Raw genomic sequence first — 24,453 nt, forward strand, 5'->3', positions numbered from 1 at the left:
TCTGCCCCACTATTTATCTGTTATTAGTTGATTGTTAATGGATATCACTTGAGCTTTTTCCCAATCTTCTTCACCAGTAGTTGTTACTTCCACATAGTCCTTAGTTACTTCTCTGTCACCGTTGTACCAATCGAGGATACTTCCATGCTCCGTGCTTGGTTTTCCAAACCTATCGACAAGTTCTTGAACAGTGATGCCTCCAACATATTTACCACCAACTTTTTTTGCTAACTTAATGCTATTAAAATCGGCATTTCGCCATTTTTTCGTTTGATCAAATTCAGATAACGGAGCTGTTTTGCTTTCTTTTGTCTCCGCTTCACTTTCTTCTACTTGTTTTTGAACCAATGCATGAATTTTTTGTTCTTCACGTTCTCTAATGACTCTGTTTACTCCTTCATAGGCGATATCTAAAATACTTACAACAATTAAAAATATTAATAATTTATTTACGAATTTACTATTTCCATTTAACATCCCTTACTCATCTCCCAATATGTATATAACTTATCCAGTACAGTCATAAACCTTTACAGAAACAAATTAAAATCTAGGTACTTTCCTTGTCTTCTAAAATCAATTCCCCATTCTCAAATCCCCACATATTTTCATTGAAAAATAATAATATGGCAAAACAGAATACCGGCATTGACATAATTATTACGTTTACCGTTTGAATTGTAGTCTCAGCGTACAACATGCCATATAAGAAAAACACAAGCACGATGTACAAACCTATTTTGGGTAAAAAATAGTATTCTGCTGGATATATTCTTTTTATTACAATTCTCTTTCTGCTTTGATCTAACATTATTTCATCTAATTGATGTCTTTTATGATAGATTATTTTATAAATCACACATCCTAAAAGTCCTGCGATATATAAGCCTATTTTTATAGATAGATTATTGAACTCAAGAAAACGGGTGTCATCATAAAGACCTTGTGACCCAGTGTATCCAATCATTCCTACCGAACCTGCAGTGATGGTTACTTTAGTAAATTTGTTTGAATCAGGATTATCCGCAAAATTAAATATTCTAGCATATTCTTCTTTCGTTATTTCTACACAAACATGCTTAAAAAAATAACTAAGTAAAGGAAATATGATAGTCATTATTATTGGTATATCACTATCCATTAAATAATGCTTTCCTTGGATAGTAATTAATTTATATCTTCTATTCTTAGCTGGTTTTTCCACCACGAATGGCAGTCTTTTATTCTCACTCATTGTTCTGTCCCCAAATCCTATAAGAACCATTACTAATTTGTTTCTACTATTATATTGAAAATATCATATTTTAAATGAAATAAAAGGGGGTAGTGAACTTCGTAGACGTTTTGGCACTATTCGTATATAATTTGATAGATAACCTGTACTTTTTAGGAGCACAATATGTTTCTTGGAGAAAAAATACGTAAAAAACGTCTAAATCTAAACATTACTCAATCTGAACTTGCTGATGGCATTTGCACGCAATTCACCATCAGTAATTTGGAGCGAAAAAATCTTCCCCCTTCTACTGAAATTTTGACCCAGCTTTGTCTTAAATTGAATATGGACTTGAACGAATTATTTACCGAGTTTGATTCCATTCCTAACCCAATTAAAATAACTGATGACGTAACCACAGCTGAACACGAGCTCTTAGAAGGTAACTTTGATCCTGCCAAAAAGATATTACAAAAATTCGATTTGGAAGATGCCAAAACCAGAGTTCCTGCAATTCTATATTTGTGGCGTAGTTATATTGAAATTATAGAAAATAACAATACTGATCTTGCTATTTTCTATTCCACTCAATTCTCACAAAATAGTTCTTCTGAAGACATCTTTGAGACTATTCTTTTCGACACGGTCATGGGAATTATCTATGATGCCGAAAGTGATAATGAAAGTCTGGCTAGCTTCTACTTTGATAAGAGCTATCAACTACTAATTGATGTAGCGGAGATTAAGAGTGAACACTTACCTAGATTGCTATTTTCAATCATCAAAGTGGTAAAATTCTACTTAAATCACAATCAAGCAGAACAGGCTCAGAAACTTCTCAATTTAGCAATTTCCTGGAGTCGTCAAACTGTGCTAGTTCACTACATGGTTGAAGTTCTTGAATTGAAATTACAGAACACAAAAAAAGGAGCTGACGATTATGAGTTCGTCACCTCCGCACTTACAACTTTCAAACAATTAGCCGAATAATCTTCTCAACTCACCTAGTTTTCTCACTGCGAAATCACAGGTGATGTCGTTAGAGAAGATTATTTTTTTTCGGCGATAATCAATTTGTTTCACATTGTTCTTATTGATTAAGAAACTCTGATGACATTGAATGAAATCAGGTAGTTCTGCTTGAACTTCTTTCATGGTTCCTCTGAATTCAATAAGTTCGTTTTTAGTATGTAAAATCAATTTGTTTCTAGCACTATTATTTAGTTTTTCGAAGTAATAAATAGCATCTTCAGGAATTTGCCGCAAAATTCCATTGAACTTCACCGTAAATACCTTCGGTGTATAGTTTTCCATCTTCGATTCATTATGCATAATTGCTGCATGGATGGTCTCTTTAATTTCTCTAGTGACAACTTCTTCGCCATCTTCTTTGTAGATGAAATTCAACGTATTAACCTTTTGCTTGATGGTTTCTTTCATCATTTCATCATGTGTCGAAATAAAAGCAATCTCTGCATAAGGATCAAGATTACGAATTTCAACCGCCAGTTGAATACCATTAATTTGATCTGGTCCAAGATCAATGTCTAAGAAATAAATCCCACCCACTGTCTCAGATTCTCTTGCTAGAATTAATAGTTCGTTTCCTGACTCAACTTCAAAAACGTTACTTTTGATATTTTTAAAATTATCCTTCAAGTAATTCTCAGCTAGTTGTTTATACTGTTTGATAAACTGTCTTTGATCATCGCAGAAAAATATATTCATGCTTATATCCCCTCGTCGACACTTAAATTAACAATAAACTTCTCATCTTCGATTTTGTAATTAATAAAAATATTGTCACTATTATCGGTAATTTCTTTAACAGTAGCTAGTCCCAGTCCTCGATTAGGTCCTTTTGAGGAATAACCGTTTTGACTAATATCTTCGAGATTAATTTCATCTGAATTCTTGATTGTATTAACTACTAAGAAACTATGCCCATCTTCAATATTCTCAATTCCGATTGTAACTCTTGGCTGAGCCGTCTCTGCTGCAGCCTCAATCGCATTATCTAGAATAATTCCTAAAATTCTAAACTCGTCACTATATTTCTCATCTTCTTGAAGTACTTTAGTCGATACTTCGATGTCGAACTGTATCCCTTTGGTCTGTGCCTCAAGATATTTACTGAAGATTAACCCTTTAATAAATGGATTGTTGATGTATTGTAGACCGTCGATTCGCTGATCTGACATTACATTGAAATTATATTCCTTCAGAAGATCCTGCACATCATCAATTAGTTCTTTGTCTCCATATTCATTGATACGATAATTGAGTGCCGACAAAGCATTTTTGATATCATGACGAAATTTTCTAACTTCATTGTAGTTGTTTTCTAAGGTGCTCATATATAATTCAAGATTACGCACATTTTCTTGCTCGCTCTCGAACTTTTGCTCTTTAATTGTGGCATTAGCAAACATCCAGACAGCAAATGACAAAATTGCAAACATAACTAACATAGTTACTACTACAACCCAAGCAAGCCGCATGGAAGCATTGGTTAATCTAAAAGCTTCATCGACTGAAAAAGTCGAAACACCAGCAATGACTATCAGCAGTGCAAATAAGTAAGTTAATCGACGATTCATTGTGAATCTGGAGTTCATTAATTTAACTACCTTATTTACTAGCAAAAATAATAGTCCACTCAGAATATACATGCTGAGAATACTTGAAATTGCTGCACCCCAAGTGAATACCTTGTCAGAAAAATAACCGACACCACTAAATCGATAACCATAAACAATGATTAACTCTGTAAGAACTACACTAATTTTTACAATTAAATATGCAGCAAATCCACTAATTATTGCCTTAACATATCTTAGTAATGGTTGTTTTAATTCAAAGTTTACTAGCCAGATAAAGGCAATTGCTGTGAACGTAATCGTCATTAACTCTTCAAATCTCGCTGCGTTCCAAACAAGCTCTATTGCCGACATGATAGTTCCTAGTACTATTGAAACTACCAATCGTTTCATTATATTTACATTTTTATCAAAAAAGTACGCAAAAATATAGAAGACTAGAATCATTGTAAATAATTGAATTGTCATACCTTTTATTTCTGGTATTAACATCTAGCACCACCCCAAACTTACTCCAATACCTCATGCCTAAATTATAATATAAAAAATATCATAACTCAGTATAAAACATGCTCCGTACACTAATCGTATTCTTTTTAACATCAACCGTTAAAAAGAACCTATTAGTTTTATTAGAAATATCTATATTAATAATATCACAACTAAATTATGACAGATATTCCTAACTTTAAAAATGGAAGGTGTTCATTATTGATGCAGTTAAATAAAAAACCTCCAAAACGGAGGTTTTTTTACATTTCTTCATATTTTTTAATTACTTCATCTGAAGTTGCTTCTGTATTCGCAGCCACTGCCTTGGGAGAACCGCCACCACGAACTTCAATTTTTTCTTGGAATTTTGCCAATATCTCTCGGGCTTTACCATTCGGCGATATAATTCCAAAATATGTTTTATTATCTAGCGTTGCCAGAACTAGCTTTTCATCATTAACTTCTTTCATTGTTAACGGAATTAAAGCATTGAAATCACCAGCATCAGTTACATTAGCTTGGATAATTGAGTCAGAACTCTTGGCAAGTTCTTGAGCCTTGATTCTTAACACTTCCATCTTCATAGCTTTGAGCTGCTTAGTGAGTTGTTTATTCTTAGTAACTATTTCCTGAATTTTTTCAGAAATACTATCTTTAGAAGCGCTTAGAACAGTGGAAGTTTCTTTGAGGATTTTTTCATCCAATTGTAGCTTCTCATCAGTTACCCAACCCGTAGTAATTAGTATTCTCGTGCCGTTAGGGACTGGCTCCGTTCCCGTAATCACAAAACTTTGAATTTGCGCTGTACGATTCACGTGAAGAGTTCCGCAAGGTTGGGTATTAATATCACCAAAATGAACTAGTCGAACTTGATCAAATTTCTGGTAAGTCGGATCTGGATAATCACTACCTTTAACATAACTAAAGGTGCAAGGGATGTCAGCTTGAATGATATCATTCATCCACTGTTCGACATTTCGCAGATCTGTTTCATCTACATCTTTGGTATTAATTTCATACCATTGATTGCTGGGATTGGCGTTCACTTCCGTTAGTTTTAAACCTAACTTGTCATAATAACCATCCAACAAATGAAAAGCACTCTGGACAGAAGTGTTAATATAACGAGTTTTCTTATCCAATTGCATTTCAATAGGATCTCTCAATTCACCAGAAACTTTGTGATACAAAACACCCCCATCCCACTTCAAATCCTCAACTGACTGACTATTTATCCAGCCTTTGTCAGGCAACTGGCCACCTTTTTCACCATAAAAAATAGTGCCTTCGAAACTGTAATAGCTGTCTTGAGCATCTTTAATCTTAGTCGTAAGAGTCAATTGTTCGAAATTATCGTAAAACTTATTCATATTAACACCTCACCTTCTTGAAGTGATTATCTCATACATATCTTGAAAGAGTCACTTTTAGAATACCAGGTTAAGTATCATTGATTAGAACTGAGATATTATTATATTCTGTACTTAAACTGCGAAGATAAGGATATAGTACTAATGAAGAAAACATTCAAAATACTTTTAGCAATAATCCTTTTGATAACTCTTGGTGCTGGTATTTATGGAGCTTTTGTTTATCATGAAGTGAAAAATACTAGTTCGAAGATTTATCAAAGTAAGGGTAATGCAAAAAACAAACGTTATATTGATGTTAGCTTAAAGGACAAGCAACCTTTTTCCGTCCTATTAATGGGAACCGACACTGGTGATTTTGGTCGTCATGAAAAAGGCCGTACTGATACCATGATTTTGGCAACTGTTAATCCTTCTTCCAAAAAAACCAACTTGTTAAGTATTCCACGTGATACGCTGGTAACCATCCCTAAGTATGATGGTGTCAAAATTAATTCTGCATATACTTATGGCGGTGTTCCTCTTGCTATCAACACCGTTCAGGATACTTTTGATATTCCGGTGGATTTTTATGTTCTTGTTAATATGCATGGTCTTAAGCAGCTAGTTGACTCTGTTGGTGGAATCAGTGTCAATAGTGATCTCGATTTCAATTTTGGTGGTCATCATTTCAAAAAAGGAAAAAATGAATTGAATGGCGACTTGGCTTTAAAATATTCAAGAATGAGACATGATGATCCTCGTGGGGACTTCGGTCGTCAACTTCGCCAGCAACAAGTTATCGAAGCTATTTTCAAAAAAGCTATTTCGATTCGAATGTTAACCAAATACAATGACTTCTTAACAGCAGTTGGCGAAAATATGAAGACAAATCTTACTTTTGATGATATGACGAAAATTCAAAGTAATTATCATTCAGTCAATCATTTCCAAAACAATCAATTAAAGACTGATGGCCAAATGATTAACGGTCTTTCATTCCAAGTTATTTCTGATAATACACTTGCTCAAACTTCCAAAACTTTAAAAGAACAACTCGACTACAAATAAAAAAAGCTTTCACTATTTAATAATAGCGAGAGCTTTTTTAAACAAATTCATTAAAATATTTTAAAAATTCTTCGTTCAAATCTTTATCGATTTTTTGTAAAACCTGTTCTCCATGCTTGGTTATCGTTATTTTGATTCTTCTCGTATCATCGAACTCACTAACCAAGCGTTCAATTAGTCCCTTACTATTCATTTTTTTAATAGCTCGAGAAATTGAAGTGTTTGCCATTTGTAGTTCCTCAGACAAGTGTGAGGGAGTCTCAAAAGTGCTTTTAGAAATCATTTCTAACATACAGTATTGCATAAAACCTAGACCATAATTATTGGTGAAATTGTTCATTTTATTCATAATTTTGATATTTTCCAAATACCAACTGCGTGCATCATTACATCCCGTTGTCACAATAACTTACCTCGCTTATCTTCCCATGTTTTCTATTGCCCTACTCAATTTATTAACTGAATTATCATTAAACACACTGTCAAAAGAAATGATTGGTACATCTGGATCAACTTGCTCTTTGATTCCTTGAAAATTCTTTTCATCAACAATAATAATGTCCATATTTTCTAAATTCTGTTCATTAGTTTCGAAAATAACTTTTCTATTTATTTGTTCAACAATTTTGTTTTGAGCTATATATTGTTGTGCGGTCCCTGTTTCGTAAAACAATCCAATTTTGATTGGGTTTTCATATTCTGCGACCGGAATATTGACTTTTAAAATTGGAATAATTTCTGTTAACAATTGTTCCATTTGATAAAAATTCAAGTCACCACTCATTAGTTTAAAAACTGCTTCTTTAACGAAACTATAGAATTTAGGATACTTATCTTGTTGTTTGTTTAAATAAGTTTCCATTTCCTGTATATCATCAATATGGCCAAAGTTTTCGAGTAAAATAACTCTTCGAGTCAAAATATATGCTAATTGCTCTGCCTTAAGCTGTTTTTCATTTTCGTAATGAGCTATTAAGTTATTTTGCAACCTTTTAACCAACATGTATTCTCTAATATTGTTGTCTTTAAAGAATGCTACTTCTTTTTTTACCGCATCTTCACTTCTATCAATTCTCATAGAAGTTATGAACAAGAATATTAAATACTCAGATTCTAAATCAGATACCGTTTCATTTAATTGTTTAAACTGTAAATTCACAAAATGATGAACAATTTCATAAAGCGGATGGTTGGTTAGCCAATTATATTCAGCAAAATCAGAATCAACGTAGTGATGTTGACGAATACGGATAACCGCAATCGCTAAATATATTTCCATAATATAGCGCTCGACAAAACTGAATTCGGATTTTGTTTCTACGTTCAATTGCTCAATTTGTTGATCAAGAATTGTCTTCTCAATAGCTTTAATTGGCCATTCATAAGTTCCATAAATATTCTTAAGTACTTCATAATAGAACTGTCGAATACGGACTTCTTTCCCTTGTAGTTGTCCTTTACTGACATTCAATTTCAAATCATACAAATTTAAAATTGGTGCTATTCTTCTAAGTTTTCTATTCAATGTAGCAAAACTAGTGTAATTCTCTAAACAAAATTCAATAGTACTTTTTTTCTGATCAAATAATATTTTTTTGATAAATAGAAAGGCTAGAGAGCGATTATAATAATAAATCTCTAATTTTTTGAAAGTTGCGGGCCCTTTTTCTAAACAATATCCTTTACCGCTGCAACTTTCTATTGCGTATACTTTTTCGCCGTAAACATTAGCTAAATCATCATTGATGCTATTTATCAATGTTGATATTTTTTTCTGACTTACACCTACCAGTTTGGCTAACTCATTTCTGGTTAACCACTGATTTACTGCATTGCTAAATTGTTTAACGATCACCAGCCTTATCTCATCATCTTTTTCTAAAAATAAATGCATAATTTTCCCCTCTTAATCAATTAAACAAGTCCCCTAAAACTCAACTTAAAAGAATGAAAATTAGCTATCTTTATAAAAAATATTATCCAATGATTTAACCAAGAAATCAGGAAACCAATATCGAATTTCTTGGTGAATCTGATAGTCTTGTTGATCTATCTCAATTGGAACATTGATATCATTTAAATCATCAATCAGACTTTTGATATGCTCTGGATATGTGTGATCGAACTGCGAATAATGTAGATATACCTTTTTAAAATGCGAATTATTCTTAATTAAATTGGGCAGCAGTTCGTTCAATTCAGTAACTGATGCCTGGTCATTATTCCCAGCTATACTTCTTAGTATTGGATCTTTAATTGGATTATCTGTTAGATAGTTCCCTAGAAAGTACTGAGGAGCTCCCGCAATAACATAATCAGCTCCAATTAAGCTTCCAAACATTAAAGCGGCATATCCACCTTTACTCGAACCAACACAAACTGTTGTTGTATATGAATTCTCTTTTTGTATTTTTTCAATTAGCTGAACAACAGCTTCTTGAACATTTAATTTTCCATTTTCACCTAAGTAATAACAGCCTCTTTTTTGATAACCAAAATTATCTAGTATAAAGAGTTTATTAGTCTTGGTATTTTCTAAAGTTCTTAGATAATTGTATGTTGCTTCATATCCGGTTCTAGGAAAAGCGCTAAAAACAACTACTAAGTTCGAACTATCATTTTGTTTTTGATAAATGTAATTTAACTTTGTGTTTTTGAAAGTAAAACGTTTACTTTTCAGTTGAAAATAAATTTTCAGTAATGTTCTTTTAAACATACTGACCCCCTTTTAAAATTTGCTCTCGATTGATAACGATAGCCACGGCTAATCCAAAGGCAATCCAGACTGTTCGCATTTCGAAAATACTGCTACTCCCTACTGAAGCAGCGAAAAAACCGATAAGCGTTAATAGTGGATAGCTGAATACGTATGAACTGGTTGAAAGAAATAACTTACTAGCTCGATAACACATATAAATTAAAATAATCACAAATCCAGCCAGTCCAATAAAACCAGTATCAAACAAAATCGCTAACAAAAAATTGTGCATTCCCATACTTTGATTATTGCCTGGCGGTAAATTCATATACCCATTTAATAGATAGAAGACGTGCTTCTGTGAACTGCCTACTCCTACACCAAATGGGTGATGAGCAATCGAATGAAGTGCATATTTATAAATCCTCATTCGCTCAGCAGTCGAATCCATTTTGCCTAAAAACGTCATTTCCACTCGCGTAATTAAAGTGCTTATATCAACGATCTTGGAGTTATTGGGGCGAAAAAACATCCCAACCACTGCAATCATCATCATGAATATCACATTCTGCGTTTTGCTATATTTCACAAATAACAAAAGCAAGATAAAGATAAACGCAATAAAGCCACTTCGCGAATTAGTTTGAATGATGAGCAATAAATCAATTAGCAATAATACTGTTGTTGAAATAACAGCAAAAATACGTTGCCAGAGTTTTTTTCGATTCAATGATAATAAGAAAATCAAAAAAAACATGCTGATAAACGCCGCAAAATCATTAGTATTGACGAACATCCCTGTCGGTCTTGTATCGTAACCACTGGTGTATGCCGTTGAAAATTTCAAATGAATCTCTAAGAAATATTCTCCAATCAACGAATACAACATAATCACGCAGTAGTTAATTGATAGAACTATGGCTGCTTTTTTTATTCTTACTAAACTGTCAAAATAGTAAACAGAAAATAAAATAAAGTAAGCAATTTCAAACTCAAAATACAGCGATCCCAAACTAACTGTAGGATAATCCGACCATAAGATCGTCACCGCTGAAAATAATATCCAAATTGCTAAACCTAAAACAATATACTTGAACTCATTATTTATTGCCTTTTTTCGATAATTTAATAGAAACAATCCCAAGTGAATTGGTAGTAAAAGACGAAATAAAAATAACGATGGTACACTTGCTATAGCTAAGTAAGGACCCCAGAATGCCGCTGCTAGGGTTACTAAAAAAAATGAATAATCTATTTGTCTACGAGATATAAAGTAGAAAATTCCAATGATATCTATCAGGACTATAATAATACAAAATCGTGCTGGTGACACCCCTATTAATAAACAAATTAACAATATCGGAAGTAATGCCAGATATTTGGTTTGAGAACTAGTCATTAAAAACCACTCCCATGAACTCACTATCCTGTTCAGTTACTGTCTTTTTAAAGGCGTTTAAATCACATTTTCTTTCTACATTTGTTGGGGTAACCAGAACTACTTGGTCGGTGCTTTGATACATAATTTCCGAAAGAAATGAGTCTCTGTCTTCGGCGGAAATAATGACAATAAAGTCATAATAATCTCGATAGATATTAATTAACTTCTTGAAGTTTTGAAATTTTAAAATGAATTGATTCTCATCAACCACTGAACCAACTGTTAGAACCTGTAATTGTTGATTCACTGTATTGATCGCATTCAAAGCTGCTTCTGGGTCACTTAATACATTAGTCAATCCCATTGAAGACTTACTAAATTGCAAACTCTTTGTTAGTCCGTAATCGTTAAAATCACAGTCAATTAATAGAGTTTTCTTGCCTAGGCTACTACTTGCACCGCCTAAATTTTTGGCAAAATTCACTCCCACACTCTTCTTTCCATTGGCCGACACTAACAAGACTTTGTTGTCTTCATTTGCAAAAAATCGTTCAGTTATCTTCAAAATATTATTTTTATCAACTAATCTATTTTGTGAAAATGCTAAGTTCACAGAACGTTTTTTGAATCCTTCAAAAATTCTGTTCTTTGATCGTTTTCTAAAATTCAATTTCATTTCACCACCTCGTTATTAATTTGTTCTTAACTCTACCTAAATAATTAATTCCTAATTTTTCCAATTCTTCAGCCGAATCAATTTGTTGATCACGCAAAGTTATCAAAAGTAGATAAGATAAACTCAAGATTAACCAAACAACGATATCCAGTAGATACTTAACTAGACTAGACTCTCTGACTGGTGCACTGGGTTTCTCTAACATTGATATATCAATGTTGGGGAAAAGTCCTGGTAATTCACTACGAATTTTTTTAGAAAGAGTCTCCATAACTTTGGTAACTAATTCTTGGTCATTATCGGTGTAGCCAACTTTGATAATTAGCGAGTTATTATCTGAAGTTACATCCAAGTTAGATTCAATTTCTTTTAATCGTGACTGCGGTAATTGTAATTTCTCATTTACTTTCTTCATCATCTGACTACTGGTAATAACTTCTGAATATGTATTCATTAATTGAATATTCGTTTTCAAATCATCACTTTGAGCTACATTGTTATGATTTTTATTCTTCATATTAATTAATATCTTCATGTCGGAAGTGTAATTTGTTTTTGCAATAACTGAGTTATATACATACGTACTTCCAAGAATAAATACTAAAAAGAGCATCAATATCCAAATACTATTTTTCGTATTTTTTATAAACTTCTTGATTGTTAAATTTTCTGGACTAATCATCTTTGTTAACCTTATCTTCGTATAGTTGAATTAATTTTTTTTCTTCTATTTGCCAATTGTAGTGTTCTTGAAATGCCTTGATTCCTTGTTGCCCCATTTGAATTCTCAAAGCTTCATCAGCCATAAACTCAACAATCCAATCGGCCATTAATTCACTATTGGTAGGATCAAAGTCAATTCCGCACTTAAACTCCTCACAGATTCGATGAAAGGCTGGAAAATCACTAGCAATAAATGGCAATCCTGCCGCCATATATTCGAACAACTTAGTTGATTGTGAGTTCAAATTATTGGGTGTTGGTTGCAATAGGCAAAGACCTAAATCAGATTCGTGATATATTTTCCAGATTTGTGAATAAGGTTTTCTACCTAACAGGTTTATAAAATCATTCAAATTTCTTTGAGCGATATATTCCTTTAATCTATCTGGATTCTCATTAATCTGACCAACCAGATTAAGTTGCACAATTACTTTGCGCTTATTCACCAATTCATCAATTAGATCTATCATTTCGTACAATCCACGTTGTTCAATCAAAGCCCCTACATAAACCAACGTAAAAGCAATGTTGTCAGCACTATGACTGAGCGTGAATTCATCAGGTTGATATTGCGGATAGTTCAAGATATCAACACTATCTAATTCCATATCTTGATAATTATCTTTGTAGGACAATTCAGCGAACAATGTGGAATCACAAGATTTCATCAACTTCTTTTCCACAGAACTGACAATTCTTGAGAATCTTTCCCGCATGAATTTAGGAATCCAAGTTTTGGTCTTTATGGCCGCTGGCAAATGTTCATGCATGTCATAAATAATCTGAACTTTATCTCCTAATTTCTTCTTAACGAAATAAGCAACAATCAATAGTTCTGGATCTTGAATATGTAAGAAGTAAGCATTGCTGTTCATAAATTGCTGATAAAATTTTCGCCAGTAGTGCCAACGTGATAGACGAGACTTCCGTGGCAAAATATTAACTGTTAAGTTCTCTTGATTCGGAATATCTGTCTGTTTGTTTTCAGCTTCAATCGCAGAAAAATCAACTTCAAAACCATTGTTAGCTAATGACATCGCTTCTTTAAAGAAAATCCGTGTATCAAACCAAACGTGGACAGAACTGATCATCATAATCTGATGACGATCGCGAATTTTATTATTTTTCATTTCGTCTGTCCTCTTTCTCGCAAAGTTTTAATAGTCGTTGGTTCAGTAACTCAGAGTTAAATTCCAACTCAATTTTTTCACGGGCGTTACTTTTGATTTGATTTAATTTAGCTAAATCCTGAAGAGCTCTTTTCACTGCTTCAAAACCGGCGTGAGCATCATGTTCCGGAACTAACCAACCACTTTCTTTGTCAGTTATTAATTCTGGAATACCACTGTGAAGTGTTGAAATCACTGGTAGACCTGAAGCCATTGCTTCCATCAGAACTACGGGAATACCTTCCTTATCACCATTAGTGCTTGTGCGGCTCATTAAAACAAAGAAATCACTAGCAACTATCTGTTCATGCACTTGCTGCTGATTTTGAGAACCCAGCAAAGTGACATTTTTTTGTAAATTCAAATCTGTAATTTGTTGAACAAGTTGTTCTTTCAAGGACCCATCGCCAATAATGTCCAAATGAGTATTAATTCCCGCATTATTTAGCTTTGAAACGATTTCGATTGTTGTATCGAATCCTTTCTTCTCTACTAATCTTCCAACACTCAGTAACTTCAACTCTGATTGAACTTCATGTGGTTGAAATTCAAAAAGATCAACACTAACTCCCATATGCCAAACAGAAACCTGTTCTGTTCTCACACCTATTTCATACAACTTCTCTTGAAATAAGCGATTAATAGTTAGAATTTTGTTATTCTGCGCAAACAATTGTTTATAAGCAATAACTCCATTTTTCTTAACAAAAGCTGTCAAATCAAAACCATGAAAAAAAGTAATTAGATTGACTGCTGGCAATAAGTTAACTGCTCTTAGATTGGCAACTGTTGCTCCAATAGGTCCATAGTGAGCGATTATTGCATCACTAGAAGATAAGCTCTTTGCTTGCCTTGATAGTTCCAAACTGCGTAATGCTGTGACCAAATGGTACTGATGCTTGTTAAAGAACTTAACCGTTGCTACTGGATGAGATAACATTGTTCCTGCAAGTCTCAAGCCACGAACAATTCCATTTCTTGAACTTACATATTTAACTTTTTCCATTAAATGGTATTGTTCAACTAACGGATGAATCTCACTAGTATCAGCTTTTTTGAAAGCTATTATTTCAACATCAGCACCCAGATCAATCAATCCCGTAATTTGCGAAAGAATGAATGTCTCAGAAATTTTAGGAAAAGTGGAAAGCAAAAAAATTGTTTTCATTTATTCTTCCTTACTTTCTCGATGTAATTTGGTGTATTCTTCATAACTTAGCAATACCAATTCGATCTCGTTATTTGAAACAATGAACAAAGGATTTTCGGTCGCTAATTTGCGAACATCACCCCATTTTCGTTGTACATTCGTTGTCGAAGTAATGTACTTCGGGTTAATTTGTAATTTGATGATTCTCACCCCTCACTCTAAATTAAACTTCTCAGTATTACCGTTAAGTATTTGAATGAAGTCTTCATATGAAAGAATCACTGTTCCAAAATTATCTTTTTCCATAATAAACAGCGGATTCCTTTTAGCTTTTTCTTTAACAGTACTGAACATTTGATAAACTTCTTTATTACTTATTATTTGGTTTGCAGTAATTTTTGGATGTTTAATCATTCTGTCCCCCTATTTCACTTAAAAAATATTTTCTTTGGCAAATCCATACCAAAACTCCATAAACAACTATTCCAATAGCAATTAGAACTAGTAGTTTGATAATTCGATTACCGTGCAAATTAGGTTGGATTAAGGTGATAACAAATGCCATGATCGAGCTATTTACTAAACTAAAAAATAACTGTCGACCATCATCTACTAATTTTCCGATTTTTTTTATCAGTCTTTCTCTGGCATAGATGGCTGCCACAATAGTTGCTACCAGAGGCGAAGCCATTAGTGCCCAGATACCTATTACATGAATTCCACCAATTAAAAAAATCATCTGAATCACAATAGATGTAATTGAAATTTTGACCGGTGTTTTCGTATCTGATTGGCTGTAAAAAACTCGGTAATAGAATTCTTTATAAACAATTAATGGTAATGAAAGACTGCCAAAAATTAAAAATTTCCAAACATTATTAGTATCAGTGGGCGTGAAATTCCCACGTTGGAATAAAATCGCAATCAATGATTGCCCCAAAACTATCGCACCAAACATCATTGGAATTACAATAAGATTAGTTAAGTTAATGTAATAACCAAGTTTTATTTTTGCTGCTTCTATGGTTTTGTTTTGAAAAACCGTTACTAATTCGGGATACAGAACACTTAGTAAATTCAAGATAATTAGTGTCTGCATAATGTTTAGAATTTGATTAGCATAGACACTCATAGATACCACGCCAACACCAAATGACCTCGCAATGACATTGGGAATCATTAGCGATATTTGATAAATCGTGGAGTTCAAAACAATTGGTACCGTGAGTCTGAACAACTCTTTCGTTCGATCATTTTTGATATCTAGCACCCATTGATGACGGTATTTCTTTTCTTGATTACTAATTCTTAACACAACGTATTCAATCAAATACGAAATCGTAATTATAATCGCTGCCAATGTGATTGATAGCCGATTATGAAAATAAATCAATCCCGCCAAACTAAATACCGTTGAGCTAATTGCCGCAATCTTAATCATCGAAAACTTACCAGTTACTTGTAACATCGATGTCTGAAAGTTTGAAAAGAAACGAATGTACTGACCAATTCCCAGAATGAAGGACAAACTAATCATAATTGCCCAAAATGTATTCGGATTAGCAGCCATCATTCTTAGATAAACAAAACTTCCAATCGAATAGGCTCCCAGTAACATCAAAACTATGATGCCCATCATGTTGATATAACTGTTTAGAACTTTCCGATCATCACGATTTTTGACTCGAGTTAAGAACGGAACAAAGACAGTCACAATGGCCGAACCAAAAATATTTGTCACGCACACCATCAGCGTGTTGGCAAAATTAAAGGCATCCATTTGATTACTGGTACCAAATTGATGAGCCATTATCGAGGCTCTAAATAAGGTCAATGTTTGGTTAAAAATTGTTAAAACTGTTATTAACCCAAATATCTTCAAAAATTTATTTTTCATAATTTCTACTAATAGCTCTCTTTAATAACTTTGGAAGGTGAGCCATAAGCGACTACATGTGCTGGCTGATCTCTAATTACTAATGAGCCTGCACCTATGGTTGTGTCTTCACCGATTGATAAACATTGAATAATGACACTTCCTGCACCAATGAAACAACGTTCACCAATCTCAACAGCTCCACAAATTGTAGAGTTGGGTGCTACTGAAACAAAAGAACTGATAACACTCTTATGTTCAATTACACTAGCGGAATTAACAATACAGTGATTGCTAATTGACACTCCGCTATGAATTACAATATTTGGCATTAATAAATTGCCAGTTCCTAAAGTCACGTTAGTATCGATAAATGCTCTTGGATGAATCACATTCACAAACCGTTCTTCAGGAATTCTCACTCTGTTAAAAATATCCGAGCGAATTTTACTATTTCCAATTGCGATAACAAATACGCAACTTGGTTCTTCTAAAATACTATTTATTTCTTCGAAGGATGCTAACAATTGATCATTTTCAACTGTCATTCCTTCAAACTTGTCATCGCAAAATCCCACAACTTCGTATTTACCTTGGTGTTTTGCGATTTGTTCAGCTACTTTACCTAAACCTCCAGCACCTAAAATAACTAGACTAGGCTTTGGAGTTTTCCCCTTTAAAACTTGACGTATTGACAAACCCATCTTGACTAATCCCTTCATGTATAATCACTTTAAAAACTGTTAGCACCAATATTTTTAAATCAAAATACAGACTTTGGTGTTCAACATAAAAGCAATCAAGTTCGAATTTTCTCTCCCAACTAATAGAATTTCTACCGTTAATTTGTGCCCAACCAGTTATTCCTGGTCTGACGTTCAAACGTTTTCTTTGTTCATCTGAATATTCTTGTAAATAACTTTCATTAAGTGGTCGTGGTCCAACTAAGCTCATTTGTCCAAAGAAGACGTTGAGTAATTGTGGTAATTCATCAAGACTTGAAGCTCGAAGTAATTTACCAAAATGAGTGATTCTTTCTTCATCACTCAATAACTCACCATTTTCATCTACTAAAGTTGGCATTGATTTGAACTTGTAAATCGTGAATGATTTACCAAAACGACCTGAACGTCGTGAAAGAAAAATTGGATTTTCTTTGAATTTAAAAGCAATTAAAATCGCAACTGCCAAGATTATTGGACTTAAAACAATTAACAAAAATAAAGAAAACAAAGTGTCAAAAATTCTTTTTACCATCTCAAATAGCCCCTTTTCTACCAATAGTTTGATATTCAATATCTGAGTCTTCGTCTGCATCTAAGAAAATGCCTCGACCATCAAGAATAAGTGGTCGCTTCATTTTTGATTTAAATTCACTTAAATCAATTTTCTTAATTACTTCCCATTCAGTGATAACTAAAGCAGCTTCACTATCTTGAAGTAATTCATCCACAGTTTCGTCGTAGGTAATTTTTTCACCAAAAATATTCTTTATGTTGCCCATTGCTTCTGGATCAAAGACATGAACTTCTGCATCTCTTTTTAGTAATTCATTGATTACCTTGATTGAAGCGGCATCACGAATATCATCGGTCTCTGGTTTGAAGGCTAAGCCTAACAAACTAATTTTCTTCCCTTTTACGTTCGGATAGATCTGATCTAGGTATGAAACTAATTTTGTTTGTTGTTGTTCATTAATTTTCATCGCCGATTTCACAATTGAAGAATCCACTTGGTACTTGTCAGCAATTTTTGTTAACGCCGAAGTATCTTTAGGGAAGCATGAGCCTCCATAACCAATCCCAGCTTGTAAAAACTTATCGCCGATTCGATGATCAAGTCCCATTCCGTATGTAACAGCATAGATGTCTCCACCTGTAGCTTCACATAAATTAGAAATCATATTGGCGTAACTAATTTTTGTAGCTAGGAATGCATTTGAAGCGTATTTAATAATTTCTGCGCTTTCAAAATTTGTTTGAATCACAGGTGCATCAAATTTTTCGTTAATGTCTGCAACAACTTTAATTGCTGTTTCATTATCAGAGCCAAGAACAATTCTTTCCGGATTGAAAACGTCTTTAACTGCTGAACCTTCTCTTAAAAATTCTGGATTTGAAACAACATCGAAATGAACGTCGCTTCCTTCATTCAATTTTTGTTTGATTTGAGCATTAGTCCCAACTGGAACTGTACTCTTGGTGACGATTATTTTGTCTTCATGACTACTTGCTTTAACGTCTGTAATTACTTGATTAATATAAGTTAAATCAGCAGTTCCATCTTCAGCTTGTGGCGTTCCCACAGCTAAATAAATAACTTCACATTCGTCATAGTTGACGGCGGTATTTAATTCAAAAGATAAGCGTCCTGCTTCAAAATTACTTCTGATTAAATCCTCAATTCCTGGTTCATAAATCGGTGACTTAAATCTCTTTAACATCTCGATTTTTTCAATATTGGTGTCTACGCAAATAACTTCATGACCGATTTCGGCCAATGAAACACCTGTGACTAGACCAACGTATCCGGTTCCTATCACACTAATTTTCATTACACATGCCCCTTACATGGTTTTCAATAAAACCCCTTCTATTTTTTTTACTTGCTTATCTACTGCATATTGTTCTTGAGCTAGTTGCTTAATTCTTGGAGAAATTCGTTTCAGTTCAGAAACTTGCCCTTTTAATTTCTGCAATAAGTCAGCTAACTCACTTGGATTTTCTGGATCAACGTAATAACCAATCTGATTTTTTTCAACGATATCCTTTGTCCAACCGTTGGAATTAACAATTATTGGCTTACCTGCTGCTAAAGAATCGAAGAATTTATTCGGTGAATTCGTGGCAAGAATTGGAAGGTTCTTAAAACAAGTCATAGTAATGTTTGCTAAAGATGTTATTTCTGGAATGTTTTCACGTGGTATATAGCCTGTGAAAGCAACGTTGTTAAGCCCCTTTGCTCGACAACTTTCTTCCAGTTTTTCTTTAGTCATTCCATCACCTGCTATCAAGATTGCCACGCCATTGTCATTTCTTTTTTGTAAAATCTCGGCAACCTTAATCAGGTAATCTAACCCGTTAGCTTTTCCCATTGCTCCAATATGTGCTAGAACAAATTTGTCCTCAACACCATATTGATCAACCATCTTATCTACTAATTTTTCATCGACTTTTTCAAATAACTTCATGTCAGAAAAATTGGGAACCATTGTCACTTTTTTTGGATTCACTCCAGTAGCAATAATCCCGTCTGACATCCCTGGTGACAAACTAACAATTTGTTCAGCATGTTTGTAGATGCTTTTTTCTAGTTTTTTCATCAGCCACAAGACAAGTGGATTATGTATAGCTCCAATTTGTCTAGGTGCTTCTGGCCATAAATCTCGCACTTCAAAAACATATTTGCTTCGATGGAGGAAATGTAATGCTAATGTTGGTATAGCAACCGTCAACGGAGTCGAAGTTGCAAAAACTATATCAGCATTGTTCTTGCGTGATTCATCATAGGCAAACTTTAAATATTTCAAAAACGCTAAGATTCTTCGTTGAAATGACATATGATTTGAATAGTCATTTCTTTGAGCAATTACAGTAATCCCTTCATCAGTTTTATAGCTAACTTTTTGTGAATATTTCTTATCTTTCAGTTCTTCTTCTAAAAAAGCATCTGTTGTCACCATGGTTACTTCGTGACCTTGACTGACTAAATACTTTGCAATTTCGTATGATCTAGTGGAGGTTATAGATTTTCTTGTAGCAAAATATTGATGCAAATAAGTTATTCTCATTCTTTTAGTTTGAGCTTCCACTGAGCATTTTCCTTACTGTCAACTGGGTGGAACATTAAAGTGAATTTCTTTAATTCTTTTGGTATTTTGTAATAACCTGTTCCGGTAACACTTTGATGAGCTTTGATGGTTTTAGCAAAATTAATCCCTTCACCCATGTAGTAATATGACTCACCAGATTTGATGATAAAATCGCTAGCAGCTACGACTGTCTTCTTCTTTGAGATGTTCTTTATCTTGTATTTAATACTGATAATTTGATCATTTTTTAGATCATGATCGTTTTCTACTTTTAGAGGTGTTATTTTAACCGTTTTGGTTTTCTTCTCAATCTTAATCTGATTGTTAGCATCCTTTGGTTTCGCACTGTTTTGACAACCTACAAGTGTCGTTAGAATAACAGTACTTAATATTAAATAAATTATTTTACGCATTTTTTTTAACTCCCTGGTAAAAATATAGACACATGTTTTACATGTGCCTATATTTGATTGAATTCTTAAAGCTTCGAAAAATTAGCCAACAATACTAATAGTTTTTGATACTTGTTGATGGTATGTTGAATCTACACCAACAACTTGAACAGTGTCACCAACTTTAATGTCTAAGTATTCTAGACCTTTAAGTGTGTATACACCTGCAGCAGTATCCATATCAGCGTTCTTAACAATGTTTCCATTAACTACCAAACGTACGGCTTTGATATCTTTACCAAAGTTTCCTTTGATGATGTCAGCACCAAGTTGGTATGTATCTGGAGCTGTTAATGAGTAATCGTGGTTTGCATCATCTGCAACAACGTTTACTTTTACAACTGCTACTTCTTTAAATTGACTATCAACACCTACAGCTTCAACTTTGTCATCTTTTGAGATAAGACCAGTCAAACCTTTAGCAGTGTATGTTCCATTTTGAAGATCAGCTTGTTTAACAATTTGTCCGTTAACACGTACACGTACGCGGGCAATATCTGCTCCTTCAGTACCTGAAAGAGTTGATGAACCTAATACGTAGTCATTAGCAGTAAGTTTGTAATCATGAACAATTGAACCATTCTTATTAACATTTACTGTATTTACAACTTCGTAATTTGAGTTAACAGCTTTAACTTGGATTACGTCTTCGTTTTCAGTAACGAATTTGTCAACATTATTAAATGTATAGTTACCATCTTTTGTTGTTGCTTGTGCGACAACAGATCCGTTAACAAATAGACGAACTTTGTATACGTCTTTTCCGTATGTACCTGTTAAGTTTGATGTTCCCATATTATATGTGTTAGCAAATAGTGAGTAGTCTTTTTGACTTTCACCGGTAACGGTAACTGCCTTACGGTTTTGTTCTTTGTATGCACCGTCAACAGCAACTACTTCTACTTTTTGATCTTTGTTCTTGATGAACTTGTTAGCATTTTTAACAGTGAATTTACCATTGCTTGTGTCTGCTTGTGTAACAACTGATCCGTTAATGAATAGACGAACACGAGCAACATCTTTACCGTATGAACCTGTTAGAGTTGCATCACCAATCTTGTATGAGTTTGGTGTCAATGAGTAATCTTTAGCAGCTTCACCTGTAACGGTAACTGTTTTACGGTTTTGTTCTTTGTATGCACCGTCAACAGCTACTACTTCTACTTTTTGATCTTTGTTCTTAATGAACTTGCTTGCGTTTTTGAATGTGAAGTAACCTTTGCTTGAATCAGCTTGTGTAACAACTGTTCCGTTAATGAATAAACGTACATGAGCTACATCTTTTCCGTAATGTCCGTTTAATTCGGCACTACCTAATTTGTATTCATTTGGTGTTAATGAATAGTCTTTAGCTGGTTCACCTGTAACAGTAACCACTTTACGAGCTTGTTCTTTATATTCTGAATCTACACCAACGACTTCAACTAAGTGATTCTTATCAGTGATGAATTTGTTAGCATTACTGAATGTAAAAGCACCGTCTTTTGTTGTTGCTTGTGCGACAACTTTTCCGTCGATAAATAGACGAACTTTGTAGATGTCTTTTCCATATTTACCAGTTAAAGTTGAGCTACCAAGATTGTATGAGTTAGGTGTTAATGAGTAGTCCTTAGCAGGAGTGTCATCAACAACATGAATCATTACACTTGTTTGAGCTTCAAGACCTTTACTGTCAAATACTTCATAACTAACTACATAGTAACCAGCTTTGCTTGTATCAACTGTGTTAGAAGTAACGATGATTTTACGTGTAATGTCACCGTCTTCTTTATCATAAGCAGTAACACCTTCAAGTGCTTTTGCATTATCAAATTTTGAGTTTAATGAAACTGTTGTATTTTTTGCTGAAGTATTAATTTCTGGACGTGTGTTTTCTGGAGTTGCAGCTCCTGGATCCATAACACGTAGAGGAATATCTACTTTACTTTCACGATTTCCAATTGTCCAATCAATCCAGTTACCACTTTGTGCTAAAGCACTTTGTGCGTGGTAGTAGCCATCATAAGAATCAGCGATTCTTACACCTGATTCATTGATTGCTTGACCTAAGTTAATTGTCATATTCAATGTTGTTTTTGCTAAGAATTGAATATTTGTCATTGGACGATTTGTAAATAAAATTTCATTATTTGTTGTGTCCACACGAATATCACTTGAATTGTAGTTATATTCGTTATTGAAGATTCCACCAAAGTTTTCTGAACGGAAACTTCCGGTAATAGCATTACGGAAAGCACTTGTCTTTGCTAATGCACGGAATTCTTCTGGTAATTTTACTCTAAAGTAAGTTGTTTCATTTAGGTTTACACCTGCCAATGATGAAACATCTAGCTTAAATGACAATTCACCTGATGTAACGCCATTGTTCACTTGAAGCCCACTAGCAGCACTACCGCTATATGACATGTCCCCCCAAGTTATACCATTAATAGTACTTGCTGGTTTAGCAGATGAATCTGAATTTACGGTTGCCTCTTTTTTAGCTGCATTATTCTTTACAGCTTCAACCTTCACATTTTCTGCACTACCATTTGTTGCAGCAGATACCGGTGTAGTAATTGCTCCACTAAATACTGCGAGCAATGCACCGTATGTTGCAATTTTTACAGTGTTTCTTGTTTTCTTAACCATTAATTTTCCTCCCATTGGTTAACTAGTAACACTGTAAATAGTATCCGATATGATTAATTTACTGCGCTCACAAAAATCACTTGTCTAAGCCCTTTTTTGAAAAATCGCTTATATATTAAGGGTGTAAAATGTTTCAGTTGTGATATATTTTTAATTTTGACGATTGTTTGAATCAAATTATGGTTTTTTTGTCTCTAAAAAATGACCAGAAAATGCTGGGTTCTCTAAATATGAAGAAAATGTGAAGAAAAATTTAAGGCAATAACTAATCATTCAATTAGAAAAAAAAGCCAACACAAGATTGTGTTGGCTGTTCCTTCTATAATAATTCCCTTTTCGTACCAAATTTAGTATTTCTTCTACTGATTAACGGTCCCCCTAGGATCTATCAGTTTTCCCTTTAAGATTCCCCTTAGTGATATTAGAGCAAAAAAATATGAGTGTTGTATTACACATCAACACTTTTCATAAGGCTGTCACATCTTCCTTTCACCCCGATTTAATATTTTATTTATATACCTCATTAAAAGCTTTGTAAAATGATTAGCTCATAATAATCTATTTTTTTCAAAAAAAGAAACCGACATTTCTGCCGATTTCCTGTTTCTTCTATAATAATGTGTAGTTAAATCGAATGTGCTATTTCACCAATTCCAAAAGTCATGAATCCTAATGAAATAATAAATGAAATTGTAAGTACTGAGGCTCCCGGTTGTACTAAGAGCACAATTCCAAAGATTATCCCGAGAACTGCCATAATTACTTCTAACCAGTAGTATCCCTTACTGAATCCCTTAGTAATATTAGCCAAGCCAAGCGCCATAACTGAGTCGGTTATGAACATAATCGCAAATGAAATTGCCACGTACAAAAGTCCAAAACTTCCATTAAATAGCATTAACAATCCTACTAAGATATCTAAGATTGCACTGAATGTTAACCAGCCGCTCTTTTGCATATATGGTCTTAATGAGAATAATTTGTATATTCCTCGTCCAATTGCAATAATTGCGGCAATGATAATTACCATCGCAAAAGTTGGTAACGGATTTCTCAAGCAAATAACTGCCACAATTACACTTAATATCCCAATAATTAATCCAAATGGATCAAATTTATTCAATCTGTTTTCCACGATTCTCATGCTCCTTTTATAAA

General features: G+C 33.7%; 24 protein-coding genes. 2 read left to right on the forward strand and 22 right to left on the reverse strand.

All coding sequences use genetic code 11. The features are described from left to right. Positions 1-9 precede the first annotated feature (9 nt). Both Q2T76_RS02000 and Q2T76_RS02005 read right to left on the reverse strand, forming a co-directional pair. Positions 10-477: a hypothetical protein gene (locus Q2T76_RS02000; RefSeq protein ID WP_302083620.1), complete on the reverse strand. Its 468-nt coding sequence runs from the start codon at positions 475-477 to the stop codon at positions 10-12. 73 nt (positions 478-550) lie between these two features. Then, positions 551-1,234, reverse strand: a complete 684-nt coding sequence (locus Q2T76_RS02005; RefSeq protein WP_302083622.1) for a DUF443 family protein — start codon at positions 1,232-1,234, stop codon at positions 551-553. A 165-nt stretch (positions 1,235-1,399) separates the two neighbouring features. Here Q2T76_RS02005 and Q2T76_RS02010 point away from each other — a divergent pair, with 165 nt between their 5' ends. Beyond that, complete coding sequence (locus tag Q2T76_RS02010) at positions 1,400-2,206, forward strand: helix-turn-helix domain-containing protein (protein WP_302083624.1); 807 nt, start codon at positions 1,400-1,402, stop codon at positions 2,204-2,206. On the opposite strand, the gene Q2T76_RS02015 is transcribed toward Q2T76_RS02010, so the two are convergent. The 3 genes from Q2T76_RS02015 to Q2T76_RS02025 form a co-directional block, all read right to left on the reverse strand. Further along, positions 2,195-2,944, reverse strand: coding sequence for a LytTR family DNA-binding domain-containing protein (locus tag Q2T76_RS02015; protein ID WP_302083626.1), 750 nt, complete (start codon positions 2,942-2,944; stop codon positions 2,195-2,197). The two genes, Q2T76_RS02010 and Q2T76_RS02015, sit on opposite strands and share 12 nt — an antisense overlap. Positions 2,945-2,946: 2 nt before the next feature. Continuing rightward, complete coding sequence (locus Q2T76_RS02020; protein WP_302083628.1) at positions 2,947-4,308, reverse strand: GHKL domain-containing protein; 1,362 nt, start codon at positions 4,306-4,308, stop codon at positions 2,947-2,949. Positions 4,309-4,568: 260 nt separating this feature from the next. After that, complete coding sequence (locus Q2T76_RS02025) at positions 4,569-5,678, reverse strand: hypothetical protein (RefSeq protein ID WP_302083630.1); 1,110 nt, start codon at positions 5,676-5,678, stop codon at positions 4,569-4,571. Between the two features lie 144 nt (positions 5,679-5,822). Between Q2T76_RS02025 and Q2T76_RS02030 the strand changes: the two genes are divergently transcribed. Continuing rightward, positions 5,823-6,728, forward strand: a complete 906-nt coding sequence (locus Q2T76_RS02030) for an LCP family protein (protein WP_302083632.1) — start codon at positions 5,823-5,825, stop codon at positions 6,726-6,728. A gap of 37 nt (positions 6,729-6,765) precedes the next feature. On the opposite strand, the gene Q2T76_RS02035 is transcribed toward Q2T76_RS02030, so the two are convergent. From Q2T76_RS02035 to Q2T76_RS02115, 17 genes are all read right to left on the reverse strand, one after another. Continuing rightward, on the reverse strand, positions 6,766-7,131 hold the full coding sequence (locus Q2T76_RS02035; RefSeq protein WP_302083633.1) for a MarR family winged helix-turn-helix transcriptional regulator: 366 nt from the start codon (positions 7,129-7,131) through the stop codon (positions 6,766-6,768). Positions 7,132-7,146: 15 nt separating this feature from the next. Then, positions 7,147-8,622, reverse strand: a complete 1,476-nt coding sequence (locus tag Q2T76_RS02040) for a helix-turn-helix domain-containing protein (RefSeq protein WP_302083635.1) — start codon at positions 8,620-8,622, stop codon at positions 7,147-7,149. Between the two features lie 60 nt (positions 8,623-8,682). Continuing rightward, positions 8,683-9,444, reverse strand: a complete 762-nt coding sequence (locus tag Q2T76_RS02045; protein WP_302083637.1) for a hypothetical protein — start codon at positions 9,442-9,444, stop codon at positions 8,683-8,685. Next, positions 9,437-10,825 carry an O-antigen ligase gene (locus tag Q2T76_RS02050; protein WP_302083638.1) on the reverse strand — a complete coding sequence of 463 codons (1,389 nt, stop codon included), beginning with the start codon at positions 10,823-10,825 and terminating at the stop codon, positions 9,437-9,439. The genes Q2T76_RS02045 and Q2T76_RS02050 overlap by 8 nt, the downstream gene beginning before the upstream one ends. Further along, a complete protein-coding gene (locus Q2T76_RS02055) occupies positions 10,818-11,483 on the reverse strand; it encodes a hypothetical protein (protein WP_302083640.1) in 666 nt (221 codons plus the stop codon). Before Q2T76_RS02055 ends, Q2T76_RS02050 begins: the two co-directional genes overlap by 8 nt. A 1-nt stretch (position 11,484) precedes the next feature. Beyond that, on the reverse strand, positions 11,485-12,165 hold the full coding sequence (locus Q2T76_RS02060; protein WP_302083642.1) for a YveK family protein: 681 nt from the start codon (positions 12,163-12,165) through the stop codon (positions 11,485-11,487). After that, on the reverse strand, positions 12,158-13,336 hold the full coding sequence (locus Q2T76_RS02065) for a glycosyltransferase (protein ID WP_302083643.1): 1,179 nt from the start codon (positions 13,334-13,336) through the stop codon (positions 12,158-12,160). Before Q2T76_RS02065 ends, Q2T76_RS02060 begins: the two co-directional genes overlap by 8 nt. Further along, positions 13,326-14,543 (reverse strand): glycosyltransferase, encoded by a 1,218-nt coding sequence (locus tag Q2T76_RS02070; protein WP_302083645.1) that lies wholly within the window; start codon positions 14,541-14,543, stop codon positions 13,326-13,328. The genes Q2T76_RS02065 and Q2T76_RS02070 overlap by 11 nt, the downstream gene beginning before the upstream one ends. A gap of 195 nt (positions 14,544-14,738) precedes the next feature. Next, complete coding sequence (locus Q2T76_RS02075; RefSeq protein ID WP_302083647.1) at positions 14,739-14,939, reverse strand: hypothetical protein; 201 nt, start codon at positions 14,937-14,939, stop codon at positions 14,739-14,741. Next, a complete protein-coding gene (gene murJ / locus Q2T76_RS02080; RefSeq protein ID WP_302083648.1) occupies positions 14,932-16,422 on the reverse strand; it encodes a murein biosynthesis integral membrane protein MurJ in 1,491 nt (496 codons plus the stop codon). The genes Q2T76_RS02075 and murJ overlap by 8 nt, the downstream gene beginning before the upstream one ends. An 8-nt stretch (positions 16,423-16,430) precedes the next feature. After that, positions 16,431-17,105, reverse strand: coding sequence for an acetyltransferase (locus Q2T76_RS02085; protein WP_302083650.1), 675 nt, complete (start codon positions 17,103-17,105; stop codon positions 16,431-16,433). Further along, a complete protein-coding gene (locus Q2T76_RS02090) occupies positions 17,056-17,658 on the reverse strand; it encodes a sugar transferase (protein WP_302083652.1) in 603 nt (200 codons plus the stop codon). The genes Q2T76_RS02085 and Q2T76_RS02090 overlap by 50 nt, the downstream gene beginning before the upstream one ends. Position 17,659: 1 nt before the next feature. After that, positions 17,660-18,955 (reverse strand): UDP-glucose/GDP-mannose dehydrogenase family protein, encoded by a 1,296-nt coding sequence (locus Q2T76_RS02095; protein WP_302083653.1) that lies wholly within the window; start codon positions 18,953-18,955, stop codon positions 17,660-17,662. Between the two features lie 12 nt (positions 18,956-18,967). Next, complete coding sequence (locus tag Q2T76_RS02100) at positions 18,968-20,176, reverse strand: glycosyltransferase family 4 protein (protein ID WP_302083655.1); 1,209 nt, start codon at positions 20,174-20,176, stop codon at positions 18,968-18,970. Positions 20,177-20,187: 11 nt separating this feature from the next. Continuing rightward, the gene (locus tag Q2T76_RS02105; protein ID WP_302083656.1) at positions 20,188-20,625 is read right to left on the reverse strand and encodes a DUF4352 domain-containing protein; all 438 of its coding nucleotides are present in this window, start codon (positions 20,623-20,625) and stop codon (positions 20,188-20,190) included. A gap of 81 nt (positions 20,626-20,706) precedes the next feature. Continuing rightward, a complete protein-coding gene (locus Q2T76_RS02110; RefSeq protein ID WP_302083658.1) occupies positions 20,707-23,295 on the reverse strand; it encodes an immunoglobulin-like domain-containing protein in 2,589 nt (862 codons plus the stop codon). A gap of 625 nt (positions 23,296-23,920) precedes the next feature. Then, positions 23,921-24,430: an HdeD family acid-resistance protein gene (locus Q2T76_RS02115; protein WP_302083659.1), complete on the reverse strand. Its 510-nt coding sequence runs from the start codon at positions 24,428-24,430 to the stop codon at positions 23,921-23,923. Positions 24,431-24,453 lie beyond the last annotated feature (23 nt).

Source organism: Lactobacillus sp. YT155 (genome assembly GCF_030504545.1).
Classification (GTDB): Bacteria; Bacillota; Bacilli; order Lactobacillales; family Lactobacillaceae; genus BQUT01.

Coding starts and splice junctions, on each gene's coding strand:
- Q2T76_RS02050 (WP_302083638.1), bottom strand. CDS start 10,825: ATGACTAGTTCTCAAACCAAATATCTGGCATTACTTCCGATATTGTTA.
- Q2T76_RS02085 (WP_302083650.1), bottom strand. CDS start 17,105: ATGGGTTTGTCAATACGTCAAGTTTTAAAGGGGAAAACTCCAAAGCCT.
- Q2T76_RS02095 (WP_302083653.1), bottom strand. CDS start 18,955: ATGAAAATTAGTGTGATAGGAACCGGATACGTTGGTCTAGTCACAGGT.
- Q2T76_RS02010 (WP_302083624.1), top strand. CDS start 1,400: ATGTTTCTTGGAGAAAAAATACGTAAAAAACGTCTAAATCTAAACATT.
- Q2T76_RS02040 (WP_302083635.1), bottom strand. CDS start 8,622: ATGCATTTATTTTTAGAAAAAGATGATGAGATAAGGCTGGTGATCGTT.
- Q2T76_RS02075 (WP_302083647.1), bottom strand. CDS start 14,939: ATGATTAAACATCCAAAAATTACTGCAAACCAAATAATAAGTAATAAA.
- Q2T76_RS02015 (WP_302083626.1), bottom strand. CDS start 2,944: ATGAATATATTTTTCTGCGATGATCAAAGACAGTTTATCAAACAGTAT.
- Q2T76_RS02045 (WP_302083637.1), bottom strand. CDS start 9,444: ATGTTTAAAAGAACATTACTGAAAATTTATTTTCAACTGAAAAGTAAA.
- Q2T76_RS02005 (WP_302083622.1), bottom strand. CDS start 1,234: ATGAGTGAGAATAAAAGACTGCCATTCGTGGTGGAAAAACCAGCTAAG.
- Q2T76_RS02055 (WP_302083640.1), bottom strand. CDS start 11,483: ATGAAATTGAATTTTAGAAAACGATCAAAGAACAGAATTTTTGAAGGA.
- Q2T76_RS02060 (WP_302083642.1), bottom strand. CDS start 12,165: ATGATTAGTCCAGAAAATTTAACAATCAAGAAGTTTATAAAAAATACG.
- Q2T76_RS02110 (WP_302083658.1), bottom strand. CDS start 23,295: ATGGTTAAGAAAACAAGAAACACTGTAAAAATTGCAACATACGGTGCA.
- Q2T76_RS02070 (WP_302083645.1), bottom strand. CDS start 14,543: ATGAAAACAATTTTTTTGCTTTCCACTTTTCCTAAAATTTCTGAGACA.
- Q2T76_RS02025 (WP_302083630.1), bottom strand. CDS start 5,678: ATGAATAAGTTTTACGATAATTTCGAACAATTGACTCTTACGACTAAG.
- Q2T76_RS02020 (WP_302083628.1), bottom strand. CDS start 4,308: ATGTTAATACCAGAAATAAAAGGTATGACAATTCAATTATTTACAATG.
- Q2T76_RS02000 (WP_302083620.1), bottom strand. CDS start 477: ATGTTAAATGGAAATAGTAAATTCGTAAATAAATTATTAATATTTTTA.
- Q2T76_RS02105 (WP_302083656.1), bottom strand. CDS start 20,625: ATGCGTAAAATAATTTATTTAATATTAAGTACTGTTATTCTAACGACA.
- Q2T76_RS02030 (WP_302083632.1), top strand. CDS start 5,823: ATGAAGAAAACATTCAAAATACTTTTAGCAATAATCCTTTTGATAACT.
- Q2T76_RS02065 (WP_302083643.1), bottom strand. CDS start 13,336: ATGAAAAATAATAAAATTCGCGATCGTCATCAGATTATGATGATCAGT.
- Q2T76_RS02090 (WP_302083652.1), bottom strand. CDS start 17,658: ATGGTAAAAAGAATTTTTGACACTTTGTTTTCTTTATTTTTGTTAATT.
- murJ (WP_302083648.1), bottom strand. CDS start 16,422: ATGAAAAATAAATTTTTGAAGATATTTGGGTTAATAACAGTTTTAACA.